The organism is Prochlorococcus marinus str. MIT 9515 (genome assembly GCF_000015665.1).
Classification (GTDB): domain Bacteria; phylum Cyanobacteriota; class Cyanobacteriia; order PCC-6307; family Cyanobiaceae; genus Prochlorococcus_A; species Prochlorococcus_A marinus_P.
The window spans coordinates 1,293,806-1,316,492 of the sequence record NC_008817.1 but is presented as its reverse complement, the minus strand read 5'-3'; the positions used below and the strand labels follow the sequence as shown (position 1 = coordinate 1,316,492).

At 32.5% G+C, this 22,687-nt stretch carries 22 protein-coding genes, 2 tRNA genes and 1 other RNA gene; 8 read left to right on the top strand and 17 right to left on the bottom strand.

Annotated features, from left to right (window positions below):
• The first annotated feature begins 70 nt into the window (after positions 1 to 70).
• Both P9515_RS07155 and P9515_RS07150 read left to right on the top strand, forming a co-directional pair.
• Positions 71 to 316, top strand: a complete 246-nt coding sequence (locus P9515_RS07155; protein WP_011820784.1) for a hypothetical protein — start codon at positions 71 to 73, stop codon at positions 314 to 316.
• 61 nt (positions 317 to 377) lie between these two features.
• Entirely contained in the window at positions 378 to 635 is a 258-nt protein-coding gene (locus P9515_RS07150; RefSeq protein ID WP_011820783.1) for a hypothetical protein, read from the top strand.
• A gap of 209 nt (positions 636 to 844) precedes the next feature.
• On the opposite strand, the gene P9515_RS07140 is transcribed toward P9515_RS07150, so the two are convergent.
• From P9515_RS07140 to P9515_RS07115, 6 genes are all read right to left on the bottom strand, one after another.
• Positions 845 to 1,123 (bottom strand): high light inducible protein, encoded by a 279-nt coding sequence (locus P9515_RS07140; protein WP_011820782.1) that lies wholly within the window; start codon positions 1,121 to 1,123, stop codon positions 845 to 847.
• A 55-nt stretch (positions 1,124 to 1,178) separates the two neighbouring features.
• Positions 1,179 to 2,192: an adenosylcobinamide-phosphate synthase CbiB gene (gene cbiB, locus P9515_RS07135; RefSeq protein ID WP_011820781.1), complete on the bottom strand. Its 1,014-nt coding sequence runs from the start codon at positions 2,190 to 2,192 to the stop codon at positions 1,179 to 1,181.
• Positions 2,180 to 3,169 (bottom strand): ketol-acid reductoisomerase, encoded by a 990-nt coding sequence (gene ilvC / locus P9515_RS07130; protein WP_011820780.1) that lies wholly within the window; start codon positions 3,167 to 3,169, stop codon positions 2,180 to 2,182. Before ilvC ends, cbiB begins: the two co-directional genes overlap by 13 nt.
• A 115-nt stretch (positions 3,170 to 3,284) precedes the next feature.
• Positions 3,285 to 3,890 (bottom strand): ATP-dependent Clp protease proteolytic subunit, encoded by a 606-nt coding sequence (locus tag P9515_RS07125; protein ID WP_011820779.1) that lies wholly within the window; start codon positions 3,888 to 3,890, stop codon positions 3,285 to 3,287.
• 33 nt (positions 3,891 to 3,923) lie between these two features.
• The gene (locus tag P9515_RS07120; RefSeq protein ID WP_011820778.1) at positions 3,924 to 4,586 is read right to left on the bottom strand and encodes an ATP-dependent Clp protease proteolytic subunit; all 663 of its coding nucleotides are present in this window, start codon (positions 4,584 to 4,586) and stop codon (positions 3,924 to 3,926) included.
• 40 nt (positions 4,587 to 4,626) lie between these two features.
• Positions 4,627 to 5,736, bottom strand: coding sequence for a PIN/TRAM domain-containing protein (locus P9515_RS07115; protein WP_011820777.1), 1,110 nt, complete (start codon positions 5,734 to 5,736; stop codon positions 4,627 to 4,629).
• A 97-nt stretch (positions 5,737 to 5,833) separates the two neighbouring features.
• Between P9515_RS07115 and hemW the strand changes: the two genes are divergently transcribed.
• A complete protein-coding gene (gene hemW / locus P9515_RS07110; protein WP_011820776.1) occupies positions 5,834 to 7,057 on the top strand; it encodes a radical SAM family heme chaperone HemW in 1,224 nt (407 codons plus the stop codon).
• Here hemW and panB read toward each other — a convergent pair.
• Positions 7,050 to 7,823, bottom strand: a complete 774-nt coding sequence (panB, locus tag P9515_RS07105; protein WP_011820775.1) for a 3-methyl-2-oxobutanoate hydroxymethyltransferase — start codon at positions 7,821 to 7,823, stop codon at positions 7,050 to 7,052. The two genes, hemW and panB, sit on opposite strands and share 8 nt — an antisense overlap.
• Positions 7,824 to 7,868: 45 nt before the next feature.
• Here panB and ffs point away from each other — a divergent pair.
• Positions 7,869 to 7,965, top strand: an RNA gene (ffs, locus tag P9515_RS09195) — signal recognition particle sRNA small type.
• Between the two features lie 12 nt (positions 7,966 to 7,977).
• On the opposite strand, the gene ftsZ is transcribed toward ffs, so the two are convergent.
• The 6 genes from ftsZ to P9515_RS07075 all read right to left on the bottom strand — a co-directional run bounded on the left by ftsZ (position 7,978) and on the right by P9515_RS07075 (position 13,026).
• Positions 7,978 to 9,093 carry a cell division protein FtsZ gene (ftsZ, locus tag P9515_RS07100; protein ID WP_011820774.1) on the bottom strand — a complete coding sequence of 372 codons (1,116 nt, stop codon included), beginning with the start codon at positions 9,091 to 9,093 and terminating at the stop codon, positions 7,978 to 7,980.
• 177 nt (positions 9,094 to 9,270) lie between these two features.
• Positions 9,271 to 9,990: a cell division protein FtsQ/DivIB gene (locus tag P9515_RS07095; RefSeq protein ID WP_041710639.1), complete on the bottom strand. Its 720-nt coding sequence runs from the start codon at positions 9,988 to 9,990 to the stop codon at positions 9,271 to 9,273.
• Positions 9,987 to 10,397 (bottom strand): hypothetical protein, encoded by a 411-nt coding sequence (locus P9515_RS07090; RefSeq protein ID WP_011820772.1) that lies wholly within the window; start codon positions 10,395 to 10,397, stop codon positions 9,987 to 9,989. Before P9515_RS07090 ends, P9515_RS07095 begins: the two co-directional genes overlap by 4 nt.
• A gap of 11 nt (positions 10,398 to 10,408) precedes the next feature.
• Positions 10,409 to 11,476 (bottom strand): D-alanine--D-alanine ligase family protein, encoded by a 1,068-nt coding sequence (locus P9515_RS07085; RefSeq protein ID WP_011820771.1) that lies wholly within the window; start codon positions 11,474 to 11,476, stop codon positions 10,409 to 10,411.
• 9 nt (positions 11,477 to 11,485) lie between these two features.
• Positions 11,486 to 12,880 carry a tRNA (N6-isopentenyl adenosine(37)-C2)-methylthiotransferase MiaB gene (miaB, locus tag P9515_RS07080; RefSeq protein WP_011820770.1) on the bottom strand — a complete coding sequence of 465 codons (1,395 nt, stop codon included), beginning with the start codon at positions 12,878 to 12,880 and terminating at the stop codon, positions 11,486 to 11,488.
• Positions 12,881 to 12,953: 73 nt separating this feature from the next.
• A tRNA-His gene (locus P9515_RS07075) sits at positions 12,954 to 13,026 on the bottom strand.
• 140 nt (positions 13,027 to 13,166) lie between these two features.
• Here P9515_RS07075 and P9515_RS07070 point away from each other — a divergent pair.
• Both P9515_RS07070 and P9515_RS07065 read left to right on the top strand, forming a co-directional pair.
• Entirely contained in the window at positions 13,167 to 14,399 is a 1,233-nt protein-coding gene (locus tag P9515_RS07070) for an amidohydrolase family protein (RefSeq protein WP_011820769.1), read from the top strand.
• Between the two features lie 37 nt (positions 14,400 to 14,436).
• Positions 14,437 to 15,792, top strand: coding sequence for an FAD-binding oxidoreductase (locus tag P9515_RS07065; RefSeq protein ID WP_011820768.1), 1,356 nt, complete (start codon positions 14,437 to 14,439; stop codon positions 15,790 to 15,792).
• On the opposite strand, the gene P9515_RS07060 is transcribed toward P9515_RS07065, so the two are convergent.
• The 4 genes from P9515_RS07060 to murA form a co-directional block, all read right to left on the bottom strand.
• A complete protein-coding gene (locus P9515_RS07060) occupies positions 15,789 to 17,021 on the bottom strand; it encodes a bifunctional folylpolyglutamate synthase/dihydrofolate synthase (protein ID WP_011820767.1) in 1,233 nt (410 codons plus the stop codon). The genes P9515_RS07065 and P9515_RS07060 overlap by 4 nt on opposite strands.
• Positions 17,022 to 17,033: 12 nt before the next feature.
• Positions 17,034 to 18,209 carry an aspartate aminotransferase family protein gene (locus P9515_RS07055; protein WP_041710638.1) on the bottom strand — a complete coding sequence of 392 codons (1,176 nt, stop codon included), beginning with the start codon at positions 18,207 to 18,209 and terminating at the stop codon, positions 17,034 to 17,036.
• Positions 18,210 to 18,214: 5 nt separating this feature from the next.
• Positions 18,215 to 18,296: transfer RNA gene (locus P9515_RS07050), tRNA-Leu, on the bottom strand.
• 524 nt (positions 18,297 to 18,820) lie between these two features.
• Complete coding sequence (gene murA / locus P9515_RS07045; RefSeq protein WP_011820765.1) at positions 18,821 to 20,197, bottom strand: UDP-N-acetylglucosamine 1-carboxyvinyltransferase; 1,377 nt, start codon at positions 20,195 to 20,197, stop codon at positions 18,821 to 18,823.
• A gap of 159 nt (positions 20,198 to 20,356) precedes the next feature.
• On the opposite strand from murA, the gene P9515_RS07040 reads away from it, so the two are divergent.
• Positions 20,357 to 21,247 carry a TrmH family RNA methyltransferase gene (locus P9515_RS07040; protein WP_011820764.1) on the top strand — a complete coding sequence of 297 codons (891 nt, stop codon included), beginning with the start codon at positions 20,357 to 20,359 and terminating at the stop codon, positions 21,245 to 21,247.
• Positions 21,244 to 22,683, top strand: coding sequence for a dihydrolipoyl dehydrogenase (lpdA, locus tag P9515_RS07035; protein ID WP_011820763.1), 1,440 nt, complete (start codon positions 21,244 to 21,246; stop codon positions 22,681 to 22,683). Before P9515_RS07040 ends, lpdA begins: the two co-directional genes overlap by 4 nt.
• Positions 22,684 to 22,687: the final 4 nt, after the last annotated feature.

Sequence of the window (22,687 nt, the reverse complement as noted above, 5' to 3'; positions counted from 1 at the left end):
GATTAAAAATTGTTAATTCTTGAGAATTATTTTAAATTTATAATATTATTGAGTTGTTATTTAGGTTGAAATGGTAAAAGGGTTTTCTGAAAGTGAAGTTAAAAATGATAAGTCTATTAAGGAAGTAAAAAAAGAGAAAAAAGGATTAGCTGCTTTTCTTAAAGGAAAAAAGTTTACTTATACCTTACCGGGTAAAAAACAGATAAATATATTTGGGATAACAGTATTAGGTTTAAATGTGGTTTTAGTTCTTCTTGTTATTTTGTATCTTAATAATCCGAAATTTCATGACTTTATTTTTAATGTTGGGCGATAAGCTTAATTTTTAGATCTAAATATTTTCAGAAGTGATATATTTAGATTTTGACAGGAAATTCATGAAGATAGTAAGCCTATTTTTTCAAGTGGTTCTATCGCTAATAGTTATTGGATTTTTAATATACTTTTTAACAGGTTACGATTCTGCTTTTGAGGCTGATCAATTATGTCATTCATCTATGTCCAATTTCCCTTCCCAATCTGGAAATTTAGGTTGTGATCATGATACTGAAACTCATCAGTGGATACTCTATGAAACTCAAGATAGTTCTGAACCAGCAAAAATAATGAAGAGATTTAGGTATAAGTTTTTATAACTTAAATTTTTTATAAAAGAATTTGGCAATCAAAAATGAAATGATTGCGGTGATTGTAAAAGTAAGATATTGATATACGCTCCCTTCTAAATAGATATTATTTTTATAGAGAGGATAATCTACGAGGGAACCAAACGTTCCCCAAATTATTACCCAAACTGAGATGTAGAGGAAAATTTTTATTGGATTAGTTTTTTTGTCTTCCATTTTTAATTTATACCAAAGATTGAGGAGGTTACAGGTCTCCCTTTTAAAACTAATTCGGTTAATAAAAGCATAAAGAACCCAACCATAGCAGCTCTACCATTTACAAGTTCGGCACTACTATTAAATCCAAAAACATTTTTAACTTCATCACCTTGATTATCAACCCACTTAGAATATTCACTATCAGAAGATTTATTATTTATATCTTGATTTAGATTTTCAGTAGAGGTATTATCTGAATTCTCATTTTTATTTTCTATTTTAGGAATTTCTTCTTTCATGAAAAATGTTTATATTAGTAATAGCTATTTTAAACAAATTTTATTGAATATAAACTTAAATATTGAAGAAAATTAGCGTAAAAAATAATATCCACAATAATTGAAGTCTGTAAATTAGTTGACAAATAAGATTTATTTTTTCTTTTGTGCAAATATCACCATGTGAATTAATAACAGGTTTTTCAACAATTTGATTATTATATTTACTTTTGCCCCCTAACTTTATATTGGAAGTATAAGCAAAAATCGCTTCAGAAATTCCAGAGTTTGGGGAATCGTATTTACTGCCTTCAAAGTAACTTTTTTTAACGATAGAAATATATTGATTTATCTTAAAGCTAACCAAAGGCAATGTTAATAAGACTAATCTACTTGGAAGGAAAGTTGAATAATCTTCAATTTTTGCACTAAAAAAACCTAGAAATTTATAGTGATCATATTTATAGCCGATCATTGAATCTAAAGTACTTATAGTTTTATATGAAAAGCCAAGAGATAAAGGTCCTGGGAGAAAAATTGAAAATTTCATAAAAACTAATCCTATAAATATCCAAAAAAGTGGTCCAAAAATCCCATCCACTGAATTTTCAGTAAGACTCTCACTACTTGATCTCATGAGATGCTCTAACGAAGATGTGCTTACATCTCTACTTACAATTCTTTGAACTTTTTCTCTAACTAATTTTTCAGTTTTTGAATCAGTCCCACTGCTATTAATTAGGTCAGAAATTTCTTTTACGCTTGAAATAAGACTTTTTGATGCCAAACAACTTGATAAACCAAAGAAAATTAATATTCCAGAAATTAAATTACTTTTTGATTGCAGAAATACTAATTCAATTAATTTCCCGATCTCAAAGCTTATTCCAATGGAAGATAATGCAATAAATAAACCTCCCCAAAATAGTATTCTCTTGTTTCCCTTGAAATGATGAATAAAAAAATTAGTTATTTTTTTAATATAGAACCCTATTATTTGAACAGGATGGATGATAAATCTTGGATCACCAATTAAAAGATCAAAACCAATCGATCCAATAAATATATAAAATAAATTTATTTCAGCCAACTGAACATTGCACGAAGACCTTTCCCAACTTTTTCTATCTCATGTTGCGAATTTTCTGCTCTTAATTTAGTCATTAATGGTTTATCCCTATCACACTCTTCTACAAAGTTCTTAGCGAAAGTGCCATCTTGGATATCTTTTAATATTTTCTGCATTTCTTTTTTCGTATCACTATTTATAAGTCTTTTACCGCTTACATAATCACCATATTCTGCGGTATTTGAAATTGAATCTCTCATTTGTGATAAACCTCCCTTGACCATTAGATCTACAATTAGCTTCACTTCGTGTAAACACTCGAAATATGCAAGTTCGGGTTGATATCCTGCCTCAACGAGAGTTTCAAATCCTGACTTAACAAGTTCTGATAGACCACCACAGAGAACAGCTTGTTCACCAAATAGATCAGTTTCAGTTTCTTCTTTGAAATTTGTTTCAAGAATCCCAGCTCTTGTACCTCCAATACCCTTGGCATAAGCCATGGCTAATGATCTCGCATTGCTCGAATAATCCTGTTCTACTGCGAAAAGAGCAGGCACTCCCTGGCCATTCTGATATTCCCATCTAACAGTGTGACCGGGGCCTTTTGGCGCAATCATCACAACATCGACAAAACTGGGTGGTTTTATGAGGCCGAATCTAATATTAAATCCATGAGCAAAACTTAATATCTTCCCCTCTTTTAAATTTGGTTCGATCTCTTTAATATAAACATCTTTTTGGAACTCATCGGGAAGCAATATCATAATCCAATCAGCTTTTTCACAAGCCTCAGAAACAGTAAATACTTCTAAACCATCATTAATAGCTTTGCTTTCTGATTTACTACCTTTATATAAACCAACAATTACATCCATTCCACTGTCTTTAAGATTTAAAGCATGTGCATGACCTTGTGAACCATAACCTATTATTGCAATTGTTTTATTATTTAATAGACTTAAGTCAGCATCCGTGTCATAAAAGAGTTGTGTCATTAGTTGTAGTTTCTTAACTTTTGATAGTTATTATTTTAGACATTAAATGTGTAAATAAACCATATAATTGCTCATTTAAAAATTAATATTTAAATATTATTTTCGTATATTTGATCTAATTTGCCTCACTTGGGTGTGAAATTACTCTATCGATAAGTCCATAGTTTTTAGCTTCTTCAGCACTAAGAAAATAATCTCTGTCTGTATCTTTCTCTATTTTTTCGAAAGATTGACCAGTCATATCTGCCATGGATTTGTTCAACATATCTTTGATTCTAAGTATTTCTCGAGCTTCTATCTCAATATCACTCGCCTGACGTTGTGAGGTGCCCCCTAATGGTTGATGAATCATGATTCTACTGTGAGGAAGAGCAACTCTTTTACCCTTAGTCCCAGCTCCTAATAAAAATGCTCCCATAGAGGCTGCTAGCCCAACACATATAGTAACTACGTCACTTTTTACGTATTTGATAGTGTCATATATCGCTAATCCAGCAGTAACGGATCCCCCCGGACTATTTATATAAAGATAAATAGGTTTTGTATTATCATCAGAATCGAGGTAAAGCATTTGAGCAACAAGGCTATTAGCAATGCCATCATTGACTTCTTGTCCGAGAAATAAAATTCTTTCTACACCTAATCTTGTATAAATGTCTACCCATCTTTCATATTGACTTCCTGGAAGTCTATAAGGCACGCTTGGAGTTCCTATTGGCATAATTTTAGAAAAATAGTTAATTAAAAGTAAGAGTTAAATTTTATTTGGCAAATCTTTTTGACTTGTAAGTATTCTATCGATTACTCCGTAATCTAAAGCTTCTTGAGGATTTAGATAACTCATCCTGTCAGAGTCTTTGGAGAGATCTTCAATACTTTTCCCAGTGTTGCGTGATAATATCTCAAGCATTGATTTTTTATTTTTTAACACTTCTTCGGCTCTTATCTGGATATCGGTTGCTTGCCCTCTTGCGCCACTAATAGGTTGGTGGAGAACAATAGAAGCATGCGGGAGAGCTGCTCTATGACCTTTTGTCCCAGAAGATAGGATAACTGCTGCTGTACCCATGGCTTGTCCAATACAAATTGTATGAATAGGTGGTTTGATGTAGTTGATAGTATCGCAGATGGCGAAAGCTTCTGTTTCAAAACCAACAGCATCTCCAGTGTACCAACTAGTACCTGTTGAATTGATATAAAAGTAGATAGGTTTATCAGGATCATCAAACTCTAGATAAAGGAGTTGAGCAATAATGAGCTCAGTAACATCCATTCCTAATTGCCTTTTAGCGTCATCATCTGAAAATAACGGCAATCCAAGATAGACAATTCTTTCCTTTAAAAGAAGAGAAGGTAAATCTGGGGGCGGAGTCCTCATAGCGGTATTTTCGCCATAATAAGGAGCAGATACAGTCATATGTTCCACAAAATAAATACTGGAATGATTCTAGCTAGATTTAGCCCTGTGTCGCTGTTGATTTAAAAGATTTGTTTGACTCAGGATCATTTATCAGTTTTCCAAATACCATTCTTCCTGTTGGTGTTTGCAATGCACCAGTTATAACTATGTCCAATCTATCTCCAACAAATTTCTTTGCATCATCAATAACTACCATTGTGCCGTCATCTAAATATCCAATCCCTTGCATTTTTTCTTTTCCCTCTCTAACAATTTTAATATTAAGTGATTCCCCGGGTTGTACTTCTGGCCTCAAAGCAATCACTAAATCGCTCAAATTCATAACTTTTAATTCCTTTACTTCCGCAATCTGAGAGAGATTATAATCTGCAGTAATTAACGTACCTGCCATATCTTCAGATATTCTTAGAAGTTTTTCATCTACTCCGTTCCCCTCATATTTTGTTGGATTTATAACAAGTCTTCTTCCGTAAAGTTCTCTTAGTTCTTTCAATAATTTAAGTCCTCTTCTCCCTTTAGCTCTTTTCTCATTACTACTAGAGTCAGCCAAAGTTTGTAGCTCGTCAATTACACTTTGAGCGACAATTAATTGTCCCTCAAGTAAGCCGCAGCTCAATAAACCATTAATTCTTCCATCTATAATTACACTTGTATCAAGAATCTTTGGGCTTGCGGCTGGAAGTATACCTTCATTAACTAGATATGCATCAGTATTATTTGGGTTAAACAATCTTAAAAGTGTTCTTCCATGTGTATCAGCTAATTTATAACCAAGTGCCCCAAAGAAAAAATTACTAAGAATAGCTGCTAATGGTTTTGCAAAAAATACTTCTCTTGGAAATGGAATTAACAATATTGGCGCTAGTAGTAAATTAGCAACAAGTAATCCTAAAATTAACCCTACTGATCTACTGATGAGTAGATCAGTGGGCATTGTGCGTATTTGATCAAGAAATGTCTTTCTAAGCTGCAGGAATACGAAGCCTGCTGCTAATCCAACAAAAAATCCTATAATTGCTAGTACAACCCTAAAACCTTCAATATTTGAGACTTGTTTAAGTATGTCTACTGGTAAAAGATCAACCCCAAGCCATCCAGATGCTGCTCCAGACAATACAAATAAAATTAGTACTAAAATATCTGTCATATATACAATCTACTAGGGTTTATTAATTGAGTAAATAAATATTTTATTTTTTAAACCCCTAACTAGATTTTTTTTAGCCTAAAAATTTATTTATATTATGAATAAGTTTCCAAGAAGTGCTTACGTACATATACCTTTTTGCCATAGAAGATGCTTCTACTGTGATTTTGCAGTTGTACCTCTAGGTAACAATATTGAAAGTTTAAATGGCTATGGAAGTAATACTGTAAAAGAATATTTGACCTATTTAGATAAAGAAATATTGTCAATCAAACATAAAACTCCTCTTTCAACAATTTATTTTGGTGGAGGAACTCCTTCAATTTTAGATCCTATTCAGATCGAACATTTAATAAATCTTTTTAAGGAGAATTACAGAATTGACTATGGTGCTGAAATTACAATGGAAGTTGATCCAGCTAGTTTTAATGAAGGTGATCTTCATGGCTTTATAAAAGCCGGAATTAATAGATTTAGTCTTGGTGCTCAAAGTTTTAATAATCAGATACTTGATCAAGCGGGAAGAAGACATTGTGGTGAAGATGTTGAAAAATCTTGTTCTTGGCTAAAGAGAGCACATGATTATGGTCTCATAAAAAGTTGGAGTTTAGATCTGATTCAAAATTTACCAAGTAGTGGTTTTAAAGAATGGCAAGAAGATTTAGAAAAATCGTTAAAGTTCTGCCCTCCACACATATCAATTTATGATTTAAGTATTGAAAATGGAACAGTTTTTAAAAAATTAGTTGATTTAGGCAAACTATCATTACCGAATGATGATGAATCTTTTAAAAATAGTGAACTGACACATTTTATTTTAAAAGCATCAGGTTATTCAAGATATGAAATTTCTAATTATGCTCTCCCTGGTCATCAATCAAGGCATAATAGAGTTTATTGGACTGGTCTAGGATGGTGGAGTTTTGGACAAGGCTCTACAAGTTCTCCTTGGGGGGAAAAGTTTACAAGACCAAGAATTAGTAAAGACTATAAAAAGTGGGTAGCTGAGCAATGCGAAATTAAATTAGAGACTTCTCTAGAAAATAAAGAAAATATTTATAAAGAATTAGATGAGAAAATCATGTTAGGAATGAGACTTAAAGAGGGTGTGAATATTTATAAATTGATAAACGAACACAATTGGGATAAAAAAAAGTCTGAAATAGCTTTAAAAAAATTATTAAAAGAATGGGAAAGATTCTTAGAAAGTGGTCTTCTAATTAAAAGAGGTAATAGATTTTTTTTGAGTGATCCAAAAGGTATGGAATTAAGCAATCAAATTCTTGTCTCAATGTTTAGATGGTGGGACAAAGTTAACTAAGCCTTTCAGAAGTTACCCACTCTTTAAGTTTTTCACCAAAATATTTTTTCCCATCAACAATTGGTTTACAAAATGGAGGCTGCTTATCACTTAGGCCTAATAAATCAGCCGTAACTCTTACCTGACCATCACAAAAGACGCCTGCACCTATTCCTATTGTCGGTATTTCTAAATCGGTTTGAATTTCTTTAGCAAGTAATTCCGGAATATGCTCCAAAACTATAGAAAAGCATCCCAATTTTTCTAGTGATAAAGCATCTCTTTTGATTTTTTCGTAACTTTCTTTCTTGAGCCCTTGTTTTTTTAATCCTAGATTTAAATAACTCTGTGGTGTAAGTCCTAAATGCCCCATGACAGGAATCCCCATTCTTATTAGCCTTGAAATAACAGTTTGGACCTCTGGTTCAGCACCTTCAATTTTTACTGCCTTTGCATAGGTGTTCTTAATTATTTTCCCGGCATATTCCACTGCCTTATCTTCTCCGCATTGATAAGTTAGAAAAGGCATATCACAAACTAATAAGGAATGTTCTTCTATTTCTCTGCTGAACCCTCTTGAAACTGCATTTGTGTGATAAATCATATTCTCTAAAGTTACTGGTAATGTGGATTTGTATCCTAAACACACCATTGCTAAAGAGTCTCCTACTAGAACAATATCTGCTCCTGATTGCTCAGCTAGAGAACCTGATATGGAGTCCCAAGCAGTTAATGCAATGATTTTTTGAGAATTTTTTTTATATTTAACGAGTTCTGATGGCAACATAAGAGTTATGTATCTTTTTTTATCAAAAATTGCTAGTATAATTTTGACTCGGCCTTTCGCGGTTTTAACACCCAAACCTGGTCAGGATCGGAAGGTAGCAGCCACAAGGGATGCTTGAGGCAGGCGAGATAACCGAGTCACTCCAATCTAACGATTATTCGATATTTTTTTTATTCTGCCTTAATCTTAAAAATTCTGGGATATTGGCTCCTGTGTCTTTATTATCGGAAACATTATAAAAAGGTTGATTAGATAATCTGTTTTTTAAACTTTGTTGCTTTAATGGTTGGTTGGTTTCGAAACCTGTTGCAATAACAGTTACTTGTACCTCCCCTTCCATTGATTCATCAACAGCTGTACCTACGATTATATTTGCATCTTGAGCTACTACATCACTTATAACTTCTCCAACTGCGGTTACATCGTCAAGAGTTAAATCTTTACCTCCAGTGATGTTAATAACACAACCTTTGGCCCCATCAATTCTTCCTGCCTCTAGTAATGGGCTATTCATCGCCGCTTGGGCTGCTTCTAGCGCTCTAGATCTCCCCGAACCAATACCCATACCTAGAAGAGCTGTCCCAGCTTCAGTCATTACAGATCGAACATCAGCAAAATCAACATTAACTTCACCTGGGCAAGTGATTATTTCACTAATGCCTTTAACACCCATTCTTAAAACATCATCAGCGTTTCTGAAGGCTTCTTGAATCGAAGCACCTCCCGTAACTTCTTTTAATCGATCATTTGGAATAACAATCAGTGTGTCAACATTTTCAGCTAGTCTTGCAATACCTTCTTCTGCTTGCCTCATTCTCCTTTTGCCTTCAAAAGAAAACGGCTTTGTAACTATTCCTACAGTTAAGGCACCACTTTGTTTTGCAACCTCAGCAACAACTGGAGCTGCACCTGTACCAGTACCTCCTCCCATGCCTGCAGCAATAAAAACTAAGTCAGAACCTTCCAAAGCTTGTTGAAGTTCATCCTTAGACTCTTCGGCGGCTTTTTGACCAATGCTTGGATTTCCACCTGCTCCCAATCCTCTTGTCAAGTTTTGACCAAGTTGTACTCTTTTTTCAGCAGAAGACTGTAATAATGCTTGGGCATCAGTATTCAGAACTCTGAAAGAAACGCCTTCAAGATCAGTATCAATCATCCTGTTTACAGCATTACTTCCACCACCCCCAACACCAATGACTTCAATTTTGGCACTTTGACTTGGAAGGATGTCTTTTGATTGATCAAAGTTTGGATTGTTTCCGAAGCTCATCTCTAAATAAAATCAAATACTAGTATTGGGTGCATTATGAACTCACTAAGTAAATATGTTGGATTTTCTTGACGAAAATCCTTAAATATTAACTTATTAAATTTTTGAGTTAATAAGTAGAACCCTTATAAATACTGTAGTAATCAAAAAAACTTTTTTAAAATTTGTTTTCAATTATTAGGGTTTGAACACTTTAATTTTTGGATTATGTGGATCAGTAAGATCGATATTATCTATTTTTTTTAAAACTTTAGTATCTTTTATTTGATTTTTGATATCTTCGATTATTTGCAATTGAGTTTCGATTCTTTTTGGTTCAATGCCTAATAGTATCGTTTTTAAGGTTTTTTCTTCTAAAGTTAAAAATCCATTCGGAGAAAACTCTATCGTAACGAATTCAACATTATTGTTTTTTTGAAAATAAAAAATTTTTGATAATATCTCTTTAAAATTTTCTTTCCAACCGAAAACTTTAACGGACAATTTTTTAATACTTTCTTTATCTGAATGTTTTTCATCTATAAAAAAACCTTCTTTATCAATAAAACCATTTATTTTTTCTCCTTTTAAAATTTTATCCCCATAAGCTATTGGCGTTCTAGTTTGAATTAGGATTTTCAAACCAAAAGGAAATATCTGCCTCGAAACTGAAACATTCTCAAGAGATAAATTCCTTTTCAACTCTTTTTCCGTAAATATAGTTTTGACAAATATCAATGGGGTTGGCAACTTTAGGGATGAATTATTAAGGATATCGTTCTTAGAGAAAAAATCGCTACCAAAAATTAAAATATCTTGCGGATAAACTTTTTGAAAAGTTTTAGTATTTAGGTATGTTGTTAGGAAAAAAAAGGTAACCAACAAAAAAGTCCCTCTTTTTTTTTTTTTTTTGTTCACAAATCACATCTAGCTTTTTCCATTAATTGTTCCATCCATTCTCTAGCTCTCTCTGCATCTGAGAAAGGAACATCCATCTCTTTCCCATCCCCTACAAGCCTAAGTCTACATTTACCTTGTGATTCATTGGTTAAAGGGGCTTCACCTGAAGTAAGTGCCATTAATTCTACTAATTCAAGTTTTTTTATTGTGAAGCTATCTTTCTCTTCAAATGTTCCAGCTTCAAATGCACTCCATTTTAATTCGCCATCTTTTAAAAAGGCGGCACCAGAACTATCTAATTTGCATATTTCAGAACCATTAGCCCAATTTCTAAAAAGATTTTGTCTTCTTCTTTCCAGCCAACCAAGAGCAGTTAATAGAACGAAGATTAAAAGTAATGGTAACCAAAGTAGTCCATGCAGCATTTGACTTTATTCTATGAATCTAAGGATATATCAATCAGTTTAGCTACAAGTTGATCAATATTTAAACCTGAGGCCTTCCAAAGCATTGGAAACATACTTTTGCTAGTAAAGCCAGGGATGGTATTTATTTCATTTAAGAAGATTTTCCTTGAAATTTTTTCTAAAAAGAAATCTACCCTTGCAAAACCATAAATATTTAATGCTCTACAACTTCGAATAGCTAGATCTTTAATTTGTTCAGAGATTTGAGAATCAATATCAGCTGGAATAATTATTTTATTATCCGTAGAGTATTTTGAATCATAATCGTACCAATCTGATGAATAGGAAACTTCCCCAATTTTTGATGTAGAAAGTTTTAGATTGCCAATTATTCCACATTCAAGTTCTCTAACATTCAATCCCTCTTCGATAACAATTCTTGAATCTATTTCCCAAGCCTTTTGTAAAGCTTTAATTATTTCTGATTTATTTTTAGCTTTAGAAATGCCAAGAGATGATCCTGAATTCGCAGGTTTTACAAAAACTGGTAAATTTAATTTCTCAATTATTTCAACAGATAAATTATCTTTAACATTATCATCACTTAGATCATAATTTTGGATGGCTAAAAAATTCACTTGTGGAATTGACAAATTTGAAAATATTTGTTTCATCAATATTTTATCCATTCCAATAGCAGAACCTGAAATTCCACATCCAATCAAAGGTTTTTGGGTGAATTTTAGTAATCCATGAATAGCCCCATCTTCTCCGTTGCAACCATGTAATAAAGGAAACCAAATATCAATATTTTGGAATTCAAGATTGTTGAGAAAGTTTATTTTTCTGTTAGGCAATTCTTGATATTTTTCGAAGATATTATTTCCACTATTTTCTCTAAGTATTTCTAGAGATAAATCGCTATCAATCCAAACTCCATGTTTATTTATGTAAAAAGCTTTAATCCTGAATAGTTCTTTATTTGTTCTTGAAATTAGAGCTTTAAAAACTGTTTTGGCGGAAGATATTGATACATAATGTTCATTTGAAGTGCCCCCAAATATTATTCCGATACATTTTTTTTCGTTTCTTACCATTTGGAAAGATTACTTATAAATTTGACCGCTTAAAGAAAAAGATCTCGCTTCCGTTATTTTGACATTTAGTTCATCTCCAAAAGAATAATTAAATTCAATGTTTTCGGGGATTTCTACAAAAGTAAGTCTGTTAGTTCTTGTCCTACCCATCATTTGCATGGAGTTTTTTGGATTCAAACCTTCTATCAAAACACTTTCAGTATTATTTAGATATCTTTGATTTCTTTTCCTTGAGGTTGCTTCAACTAATTCGTTAATTTCTTTTAATCTTTCTTTTTTAACTTCTTCAGCAATTTGATTATTCCAGATCGCTGCTGGAGTATTTGGTCTAGGAGAATATGCCGCGGTCATCACTTGATCAAAACCAACGTCGGATATCAACCTTAACGTATCTTGATATTGTTTTTCTGTTTCACCGGGGAAAGCAACTATTGCATCTGCAGTAATTGATGCATTTGGCATTAATGATCTTATATTTTCAATTATTTTTTTATATTTATCGATTGTGTAACCTCTTGCCATTAATCTCAGGATTTCATCATTTCCACTTTGGAAAGGAATATGAAAATGCTCACAAACTTTATCTAATTCATAACAAGCTTTTATAAGTCTTTTTGAAAAATATTTTGGATGACTAGTAGAAAATCTTATTCTTCTAATTCCATCTACATCATGAATAAAATAAAGGAGATCAGTAAGGGTATTTTCTTTCCTCCCTTCTTTTGTTGTGACAGGAAGATCTCTTCCATAGGCATCAATATTCTGACCTAAAAGAGTAATTTCCTTATAATTATTTTGGGCTAAAGTTTGTATTTCACTTTTAATTGCCTTTGGATATCTTGACTGTTCTTTCCCTCTAACAGAGGGGACGACACAATAAGAACATCTTTCATTGCAACCATAAATGATATTCACCCAACCACAAATTGTGCTATCTCTTCTTGCATTAGTGATGTCTTCAGATATAAAAGTTTCTTCGGTGGCAACGACTTGATTACCTGAATCAACTCTCTCTAAAAGATTTTCAAGATTATTAACATGTTGAGGCCCCATTATTAAATCTAGTTCTGGAACTCTTCTTAAAAGAGACTCCCCCTCTTGTTGAGCTAGGCAACCGGCGACAACTAATTTTAACTTTGGTAAACTATGCTTTCTTTTGATTTGCCTTCCTAAAAAACTATAAACTTTTTGTTGAGCGCTATCTCTTATTGTACAAGTGTTATACAAGACCAAATCAGCTTTTAATTCATCAATAGCTCTTGAATATCCCATTTTTTCTAAGGTGCCAGCCATCCTTTCAGAATCAGCCTTATTCATTTGACAACCGAATGTTGTAATCCAATAACTACCAATAGACTCATCTTTGGGAGTTTTTTTTTCTTCTTGAATTGTTTTTGTTAACACGTTGCAAAAAGTTTTGTGGGGATTCGTTAATTCAAAATTATAAGTTAAATAATCTTGGGGTCATATTTTTGAGGGCGAGCGAGGGGATTCGAACCCCCGAATAGCGGCGCCACAAGCCACTGCCTTAACCACTTGGCGACGCCCGCCTCACATCTATAAATTTAACAACTTACGTGTAAAATTTCATGCTTATTTAAATTTTTAAGAAAATTTTTAATTATTTTCTTATTTCTATCTAACTTTTATTAATGTTTTAAAATAAACTAACTTAAAAAAAAAAGTCTTTTTGAATACTTCAGGGAATTCAGAGGTTCTTATTCCTAGATGCCTTTGCGAAATAGAATATACCGATAACCTCAATGTAGATCTTGAGGATTTAGCTTCTGTTTTTGTTGCTTGGGAAAAGGGAATTGTTTCTGAATTAAAACCTATAAATATCGAAAATACAAAGCCAAAAAAAATTCTATTTCCAAGATTTGTTGAAACTCATTCACACCTTGACAAATCTTTCACTTGGCAAGAATTCCCTAATTTCAAATCAAACTATGAAGAAGCATTATCTGTGAATCTAGAAGAGCATATAACTAGAACTACAGAAAAAGTTTTAGATAGAGCTGAAAGATCGTTAAACCTTGCCCTTAAAAATGGTTATAGAGCTATAAGAAGTCATATTGATACTAGCGATGCTTTTGAAAATGATATTTGGAGTGAACTTTTTAATTTGCAAAAAAAATATTCTTCTAAGTTGAAATTACAATTTGTAGCTTTATCACCGTTAGAATTTTGGGATACCACTAACGGAGAGGAATTAGCAAAAAAGTTTTCTAAGGAAAATGGTATTTTAGGAGGAGTTCTTGTTCCACCTTTTAAAAAAGCAAAAGTAAAATATTTTCTTTCTAAGATGCTCTTACTAGCAGATAAATATAATTTAGAAATTGACCTTCATATAGATGAATCAAATATTGAGCCTGGAGCGGGTATTAAAGTATTATTGGAAACTATTGAAAAACTAAATATTAAAGTTCCCATAACTTGTAGTCATTTAAGTAGTATTTTATCTCTAAAGGATAATGAAATATTAAATTTGGGAAGAAAAATTGCAGATAAGAATATTAAAGTAATTGCACTCCCTCTTACAAATTTTTGGTTGCTTAATCGTAATGATAAAAGTACTTCCTTAAATAGACCAGTGGCACCAATCAAGCAATTACAAAAATCATTAGTTGATGTATCCATTGGAAGTGATAATGTTCAAGATCCATGGTATTCATTTGGTAGTTATGATCCTTTTTACTTGATGACTTGTGCAATGCCGATGCTTCAATTAAGTCCTTGGGAAAGATTGACTTTATCTTCTATGCTGTTAGCACCAAGCAGGTTATTAAATCTAAGTTGGGATGGGTTAATTAAAAAAGGTTGTCCTGCTGATTTTGTAATAGTAGATGCTGAAAAGTGGGCAGATATTTTTTCAAGTAATTTAAAAAAAGATGTCATTATAAAAGGCGAATTGTATAGCTAATCAATTAGTTTATATTTAAGTTAGGAAATTATTATTAATGTCATCAAGAAAAACAAAATTAATAGAAAAATTTAAAAAAATAGATAATTTAGAGATTATTGAAAGTCATTCGGATGTAAAAAGACTTTCAAAAGATTTTTATAATTATTCTCCTATTCTTGAAGAGAAATTAGATGGATGTATTGCTGATTTAGTAGTAAGACCTATTGATAAAAATGCAGTTTTGAAAGTAGCAGAAATTTGTTGGGAACTAAATATTCCTCTCACTTTGAGAGGTTCAGGGACAGGTAATTATGGACAAGCAGTACCTTTATTTAAGGGAATTGTTATGCAAATGAATTTCCTAAATAAATTAGAAGAATTTTATCCTGATACAGGTTTTGTAAAGGTACAATCCGGATGTTTAATGGGAGATTTAAATAAACAACTAGAAAGATTTGGAAGAGAATTAAGGTTACTGCCCAGTACTTTTAAAACTGCAACTATAGGTGGTTTTATTGCAGGAGGTTCAGGGGGGATTGGATCAATTAGATGGGGATTTTTAAGAGATCCCGGAAATGTCATGGGTCTTGAAGCGGTGACAATGAATGAAGAACCAAAATTATTAAAATTTGATGCTGAAGAATCAGAACCTTTAAATCATGCTTATGGAACGAATGGAATTATTACCTCATTATTAATCGCAACAGATATTAAACGTAAGTGGTATTCCTTAGTAATTGACTGCGAAGAGTTATTTAAGACAATAGAAATATTAAAAACATGCCTTATTGCAGCTATAGACTTGAAACTTGGTGCAATTCTCGAGAAAGGGATTGTTGATAAAATGCCAATTTGGTTTAAAGGTGAATCTAAAAGCCATAAAATTTTAATTCAATCAACGCTTGGGGGTATAAAAACTATTGAACTAATTTGTAAAAAATATGGAGTGGAATCTTTTTTACTGGGAGAAGAAGATCAATTATCAAATGGAATCTCTGAGGTCGTATGGAACCATACAACCCTTCACATGAGGGCAAAGGATAAAAATTGGACATATTTACAGATGCTTTTACCTTTAAATAAGGAATTGGAATTAATTAATTCTTTGAAAGAAAAATGGGGTACGAATATTCTCTGGCATATTGAAGCTGTCTCTCAACAAGGAGTTCCAAGATTAGCTGCATTGCCAGTATTAAAATGGCATAGTGAAGAGCAATTGTATCTAATAATTGATCATTGTAAAAAACTTGGAGCAATTATTTTTAATCCTCATGTATTAACTGTTGAGGCGGGTGGCTTAGGTGTTATTGATTCTGATCAAGTAAAAGCAAAATTAAAATTCGATCCTAAAGGGTTGTTAAATCCTGGGAAATTGGAAGGATGGGAAATAAAAGATGACTTTAATCTTTAATAATTTTGATTATTTGCGAATTTAATAAACTCAGAGACTAAAAAAATTGAGCCAGTTAGTACGGGATGACATTTTGGCCATGTTCTAAGTTCCAAAAGATAATTAAAAGCATAATCAATTTTTTCAAAATCTATTATATTTAAATTTTCAAGTTCAGCATTATCTAAAAGATCCTCTAATCTCCAACAAGTTTGATTAGGAACAGGAACTAATAATATGTGATCATTTTTTTTAATAAGAACTTTTAGCATAGATACAATGTCTTTACTTTTTTGGACCCCTAAAATCCAATAGACACCTTCCTCTTGATTATTCCAAGTTTTTCTTTCCTCTGAAAGAGCCATTGCCGCAGAGTAATTATGTGCAGAATCGACAAGTATCTTTTTATTTAAACAATTAATTATTTCTAACCTCCCATTCCATTTTGTGTTCTTAAGTCCTTCCTTAATGGAACATTCTCTGACATTGAACCCTAAATTATTTAGTGCCTCAATTACTCCAATAGCAACTGCGGCATTTTGTCTTTGAAAAGCTCCATTTAAACCAAGTTCAATTTCATTAGATAGTGATTCCTTCCATATGATTTGTGCACCTACTTTTTTGGCTCTTGCTTTAATTATTTCCTCAACTTTAGTTTTTTGACGAAAAGAAATAACAAATGCATTTTTTTCAATTACAGCAACTTTTTCCTTGGTAATTTTTTCTATCGAATCTCCAAGATACTCTTTGTGGTCTAAATCTATATTTCCAATGGCAATTATTGGTCTTAGATTATGAGCTGTAGTTGCATCTAATCTTCCACCTAAACCAGCTTCAAGTATCAATAAATCGACTTTTTTCATATCAAAAAAAACTAGTGCACAGCAAATAATCTGTTCAAAAGGGGATAATTTATAGATTGAAAGATAAGTTGCAATTTTCTTAAATAAGCTCTCAAATTCTTCTTTATGAATATTTTCTTTATTCACTCTGATCCTTTCACATATATCTAAAAGGTGAGGCGAAGTGGTAACCCCAATATTCTTTTTCTCTTCATAAAGAATATTTTCTATAAAAGCAGTAATCGAACCTTTCCCATTTGTTCCAACAACTTGAATAGCTGGGATGTTTTTGCAAGGATCATTTAATTTCTTAAGCGCTTTTTTAATTCTTGATAATCCTAAGTGAATATTTTGTCTCTCAAATTTAGGTGAAAGCAAATCAAAATTCTTAAAGTTTTCTTTTTTCAAATCCTCTAAAGCTTACAGTTCTTCAAAAATTAAATTCAACTTCTTAAGAAGTATTTTGATTTCATTTCGCGAAATTATCAATGGTGGAACAAACCTAACCACATTTCCTCCGGCGGGTACCAAAAGTAAACCTTTATCAAAAGCTTTGAGGGTAATCGTTTTTGGATCAGTATATGAATTATTTATAACTAGACCTTGTATTAATCCAATTCCTCTAATCCCATTAATAATATTAGGAAATTTATCTGAAAGTTTTATAAACCCTTCATTTAATTGGTTACCTCTTGAAATAACATTATTAAGAATTTTACGTCGTGTAATTTCTTCCAAAACGGTCAGAGCAGCTCTACAAGCAAAGGGATTGCCCCCAAAGGTACTTGCATGATCCCCGGGAGAGAAAATGTTAGCTTTTTCTTTTACTAAGAGAGCACCAATGGCATGACCTCCTCCTAATCCTTTGGCTAGTGTGAATCCATCAGGTTCGATTCCTAGAGTCTCATACCCCCACATTTTGCCAGTTCTTCCTACCCCACTCTGAACTTCATCGAGAATTAAAAGAGAATTATTTTGAGTGCAAAGTTTTCTTAAATCTTTGAAAAATAATTTATCTCCAGGTATTACTCCTCCTTCTCCTTGGATAGGTTCAATTAAAACTCCGGAAACTTTTTGGTCGTTTTTTTGACATTCATCAAATAATTTTTTCACTGAAGCAATATCGTTATATTTAAAAAACTTAAATCCTTTTACCATTGGCTCAAAACCTTTTTGGTATTTGGGCTGACCAGTTGCACTTAAAGTCGCGAGTGTTCTTCCATGAAAACTTGACTCAGCTGCAAGAATAAAAGTCTCTTTACCTGTATATATTTTGTTGCCGAATTTTTTAATTAATTTAATTGCTGACTCATTCGCCTCGGCTCCACTGTTACAGAAAAAAACACTTTCTGCACAACTCTGCTTAGTAAGATATTTACTTAATTCTTCTTGCTCTTCAATTTTATAGAGATTAGAAATATGTTGTAGTTTTTTTAGTTGAGCTACTAACTTTTTTCTAAGGATTCTATCGCTATGCCCAAGACTACATGTTGCTATCCCAGCAACTGCATCAAGATATTTCTTACCTCTTGTGTCCCAAAGCCAGCATCCTTCGCCCTTTTTAAAAGATATATTAAACCTTGTATAGGTATTCATTAAAGTGGGAGCGGTCGGACTTGAACCGACAAACCCGAAGGTGCCGCATTTTGAGTGCGGTGCGTCTACCAATTCCACCACGCTCCCAAGGCTTTTGAAGAATAAACAACTTTTTTATTATAACAAAATTTAATTTATTGACTACTTTCTCTGCTTTATACAAATTTATCTTGTTTGTTTATCAATCAGTAGAAATAATCAACGATATAAAAATGAAGCTTTAAATCGAAAATCTTTCGAAGGCAATATTTGCAAAAAATGTGAACTCCTACACAGTTTCGACACATTATTGGTACTTATCTGGGATATTGTAAGGATTTGACTAAATTAAGCTTCACAAATAGTTGTATTATGTTATATTCCTTTGTAATTACAGAGTAAAGATGACATCCTTTAAGACAAAAAACAAAACTCAAAATTTATCCTTCAAGTTTGCTCCATACCTTTTTATAGCAGTAGCAATTCTTACAGCTTTCGGTTCTAGCAATGGTACTTGGGTATGAAAAATTTAAATATCAAAGGTTTAAATAAATATTGGTCAGTTCGTTTTTTAGTATTATCTTTTATATTTTTAGGGTGTGTTTCGTTAGCAAACGTAGCTTATGTTTGAACTAGGCAACATTAAAATTTATATCTAAATTTTTGGTAGGGTGAATCTCAGAAGAATTCTTCGATTTTGTTTGTATTCCACCGTCAACTTCTCTTATGATTTTTGCTCCTAGTTTGGTTAACTTAAACTCAAAGTTTTCATATCCTCTGTCTAAATGCTCAAGACCATAAATATGACTAATATTTTCAGAAATTAAAGCAGCTATTATTAACGCGGCTGAGGATCTCAAGTCTGAACCAACTAAATTCATTCCTTTTAATTTCTTAACTCCATTTATAATCGCTGTATTGTCATCCACTGTTATGGCAGCCCCCATTTGATTTAATAGGTTAACGTGATGCATTCTGTTTTCAAAAATTCTTTCAGAGATCATTGATGTTCCTTTAGCTATAGTCATAAGAGCCATGAATGGAGCTTGAAGGTCTGTAGGAAATCCTGGAAATGGAGCAGTTTTGATTTTTACAGCTTTGATACTTTTCCCAGATATTGAAATCGAATTTCCTTTTTTTTCTATTTTACTTCCACTCTCTTCTAACTTATTTAATACTGCCTCTAAGTGATTTGGGATTACTGGAGAGATTGTAATTGAGGATGAAGTTGCAGCAGCTGCTATTAAAAAAGTTCCAGCTTCTATTCTATCAGGAATTACTTTGTGAGAACATCCATGAAGTTTTTGAACTCCATCAATAATTATTTTTTCTTTACCTGCACCATAAATTTTTGCACCCATTTTATTTAACATCTGACATAAGTCTTGTATTTCAGGCTCCCTTGCCGCATTTTCTATTATAGTTCTACCTTCTGCTAAGGATGCTGCCATTATTAATGTTTCAGTAGCTCCAACACTGGGACAATTTAATCTGATATTTGCACCAAATAGTTTACTTTTCTTCTTGATTAGTTTTGCTTTTACGACTTCTTTTTCAATAATAATTTCTGCACCTAGTGCCCTTAGCCCATTTATGTGCTCGTTTATAGGTCTTTCACCAATATTACAGCCACCGGGTAAAGGTAGTGAAGCCTTTCCAAATCTTGTTAATAATGCTCCTATACAAAAGAAACTAGCTCTTAATCCATTTACAAGCTCATATGGAAGTTCTTGTATGGATATATTTTTTGAATCAATTATTAATTGATGATCTTTATTATGTAATTTTACTCCTAAATTCTTAAGAATATTACCCATTTTCTCAATATCAGTCAGAAGAGGAACATTATCTAAAATGATTTTTTCGTCAGTTAGTAATGATGCTGCAAGTAATACTAATGCAGAATTCTTTGCACCACTTATTTTTACATTCCCTCTTAAGCTATTTTTGCCAATAATCTTTAAATTTTGGGATTTAAGATATGACTTATTGTTGCTTTCGCAAACCATTAAGAAAAATTTTTATTGGTTTAATGATGACAAAATTAGTATAGGAAGTCCAGCTTCTGTAACGTGTAGAATATTAAGTAATAGTAAAGGGTATAGATATAATTTGCTAAGAATTAAGATTTTAAAAAAATAATTGATCAAAATATTTAAGTAACTAAGATGTATTTAACATCAAAATTATCCTTAATTATTATAGAAAATATTTATCCAAAAATCACTAGTAAAAGTAATGCTTTAGTTAAAAGATTTAGATCATTTAAAAAAGGATCTAATACAAAAGATAAAGATTATTTTTGTATTGAAGGCACTCATTTGATCGAAGAAATTATTAAGTCTGGTAATTATCCTTCAAAAATTTTAACTACTGAAAAATGGCTTTATAAAAATGAGGAACTTTCACAAAAATTTGATCCATCTTTAATAATTGTCGTTTCAGAAGAAGTTTTAGCGTCAGCAGTGTCCACAAAAAATCCAGATGGAGTAGCAGCTTTGGTGCAGAGTTCATCAATACTTAATTTTGAAATTAATAATGAAGATGACTTTATGCTAGTTCTTGATAGGATACAAGATCCCGGGAATATGGGGAACCTTTTTAGAACAGCTTTAGCTGCTGGGGTTAACAAGGTTTTATTGGCAGGAGGGGCGAATCCATTAGGGCAAAAGGTATTAAGAGCTTCTAGTGGATCTGTTTTTCATCTACCATTTAAAAGATTTGATGGAGGTGAAGAAGAAATAATTAATTCATTATTGACGTCATTAGATCAATTTTCGAAAAATGGGTTTCAAATAATTTCTACAAGTAGCCATAATAAAAATCCTGATAAATCTCAAAAACCGTATTGGGAAATTGATTGGTCTAAACCAACTGCACTTATATTGGGTAATGAAGGTAATGGGATTCATGAAAGAATTCAAGAAGCTTTTACTGAAACAATTACTATTCCGCATAGTGAGCTTGTAGAATCATTGAATGTGGCTTGTGTTGCAGTTCCGTTATTACTTGAACGAAAAAGAGTCGCATATATTTCTAATTCAAGAATACAAAAGTGACTGATTTAAATTTTGACTTTGATTTAATAGTAATTGGCGCAGGGTATGGAGGGTTTGATGCAGCCAAACATGCTGCAGGCAAAGGTCTTAAAGTTGCTATCGTTGAGTCTGGAGATATGGGAGGCACTTGTGTAAATAAAGGGTGCGTGCCTTCGAAAGCTCTTTTGGCAGCAAGTGGAAAAGTTAGAGAAATAGCCAATTATGAACATTTATCAAGGTTCGGTATTCATGCTTCACCTGTCAGATTCGAAAGATCAAAGATTGCTGATCATGCTAATAACTTAGTCTCAAATGTAAGAGAAAATTTAACAAAAACTCTAAAAAGAAGTGGAGTTGAAATTATCTTAGGATTTGGAAGACTTGAGGGTAATCAAAAAGTAGGAGTAAGAGATAAGAATGGAATTGATAAGATCTTTACATGTAAAAATACAGTTATTGCTTCAGGTTCTTCTCCTTTTGTACCTCCCGGAATAAATTTAGATAATAGAACAGTTTTCACAAGTGATGAAGCAGTTAAACTTGAATGGCTCCCAAGATGGATAGCTATTATTGGAAGTGGATATATAGGTTTAGAATTCGCCGATGTATATACTGCTCTAGGTTGTGAAGTGACCATGATCGAGGCTTTAGAAAATATAATGCCCACCTTTGACCCTGATATTACAAAAATAGCTAAGAAAAATCTAATTCAATCAAGAGATATTGACACTAAGTCTAATGTATTTGCGACTAAGATCACACCCGGATGCCCCGTAAAGATAGAACTTACGGATGCAAAATCAAAGGAAATTGTTGAGAACTTAGAAGTTGATGCCGTTCTTGTGGCTACTGGCAGGAGTCCTAATAGTAAGAATCTAAATCTTGATTCAGTTGGTATCGAAACTGTTAAAGGTTATATTCCTATTGATGATCAAATGAGAGTGATAAATGGTAAAAAAATAATTCCTAATGTTTGGGCCGTTGGTGATGTTACTGGTAAACTTATGCTCGCCCATACAGCAGCAGCTCAAGGAACAATAGCTGTTGATAATATATGTGGAAAAAATATTGAGATTAATTATGGAAGTATTCCAGCTGCAACATTTACTCACCCTGAGATAAGTTCAGTAGGCCTATCTGAAACTGATGCTAAAGAAAAAGCAATTAAAGAAGATTTTACTTTAGGGGTTGTGAAAAGCTATTTTAAAGCTAATTCCAAGGCACTAGCAGAATTAGAAAGCGATGGAATTCTTAAGTTACTTTTCAATAAAGATAGTGGAAAAGTATTAGGCGCGCACATCTTTGGAATGCATGCAGCTGATTTGATTCAAGAAATTGCAAATGCGATCTCTAGAAATCAAGATGTAATTCAGCTAGCTTCTGAAGTACATACTCACCCTACTCTTAGTGAAGTCGTTGAGGTCGCCTATAAACAGGCAGCTTCTCAAGTAAAGTAATTGA

Excerpts from the sequence above, each read along its gene's own strand:
- ilvC (WP_011820780.1), bottom strand. The coding sequence starts at position 3,169 with ATGACACAACTCTTTTATGACACGGATGCTGACTTAAGTCTATTAAAT.
- P9515_RS07125 (WP_011820779.1), bottom strand. The coding sequence starts at position 3,890 with ATGCCAATAGGAACTCCAAGCGTGCCTTATAGACTTCCAGGAAGTCAA.
- P9515_RS07065 (WP_011820768.1), top strand. The coding sequence starts at position 14,437 with ATGTCATCAAGAAAAACAAAATTAATAGAAAAATTTAAAAAAATAGAT.
- P9515_RS07120 (WP_011820778.1), bottom strand. The coding sequence starts at position 4,586 with ATGACTGTATCTGCTCCTTATTATGGCGAAAATACCGCTATGAGGACT.
- murA (WP_011820765.1), bottom strand. The coding sequence starts at position 20,197 with ATGGTTTGCGAAAGCAACAATAAGTCATATCTTAAATCCCAAAATTTA.
- P9515_RS07085 (WP_011820771.1), bottom strand. The coding sequence starts at position 11,476 with ATGGTAAGAAACGAAAAAAAATGTATCGGAATAATATTTGGGGGCACT.
- panB (WP_011820775.1), bottom strand. The coding sequence starts at position 7,823 with ATGTTGCCATCAGAACTCGTTAAATATAAAAAAAATTCTCAAAAAATC.
- P9515_RS07150 (WP_011820783.1), top strand. The coding sequence starts at position 378 with ATGAAGATAGTAAGCCTATTTTTTCAAGTGGTTCTATCGCTAATAGTT.
- P9515_RS07055 (WP_041710638.1), bottom strand. The coding sequence starts at position 18,209 with ATGAATACCTATACAAGGTTTAATATATCTTTTAAAAAGGGCGAAGGA.
- P9515_RS07140 (WP_011820782.1), bottom strand. The coding sequence starts at position 1,123 with ATGAAAGAAGAAATTCCTAAAATAGAAAATAAAAATGAGAATTCAGAT.
- P9515_RS07090 (WP_011820772.1), bottom strand. The coding sequence starts at position 10,397 with ATGCTGCATGGACTACTTTGGTTACCATTACTTTTAATCTTCGTTCTA.
- ftsZ (WP_011820774.1), bottom strand. The coding sequence starts at position 9,093 with ATGAGCTTCGGAAACAATCCAAACTTTGATCAATCAAAAGACATCCTT.
- P9515_RS07040 (WP_011820764.1), top strand. The coding sequence starts at position 20,357 with ATGTATTTAACATCAAAATTATCCTTAATTATTATAGAAAATATTTAT.
- P9515_RS07155 (WP_011820784.1), top strand. The coding sequence starts at position 71 with ATGGTAAAAGGGTTTTCTGAAAGTGAAGTTAAAAATGATAAGTCTATT.
- hemW (WP_011820776.1), top strand. The coding sequence starts at position 5,834 with ATGAATAAGTTTCCAAGAAGTGCTTACGTACATATACCTTTTTGCCAT.
- P9515_RS07115 (WP_011820777.1), bottom strand. The coding sequence starts at position 5,736 with ATGACAGATATTTTAGTACTAATTTTATTTGTATTGTCTGGAGCAGCA.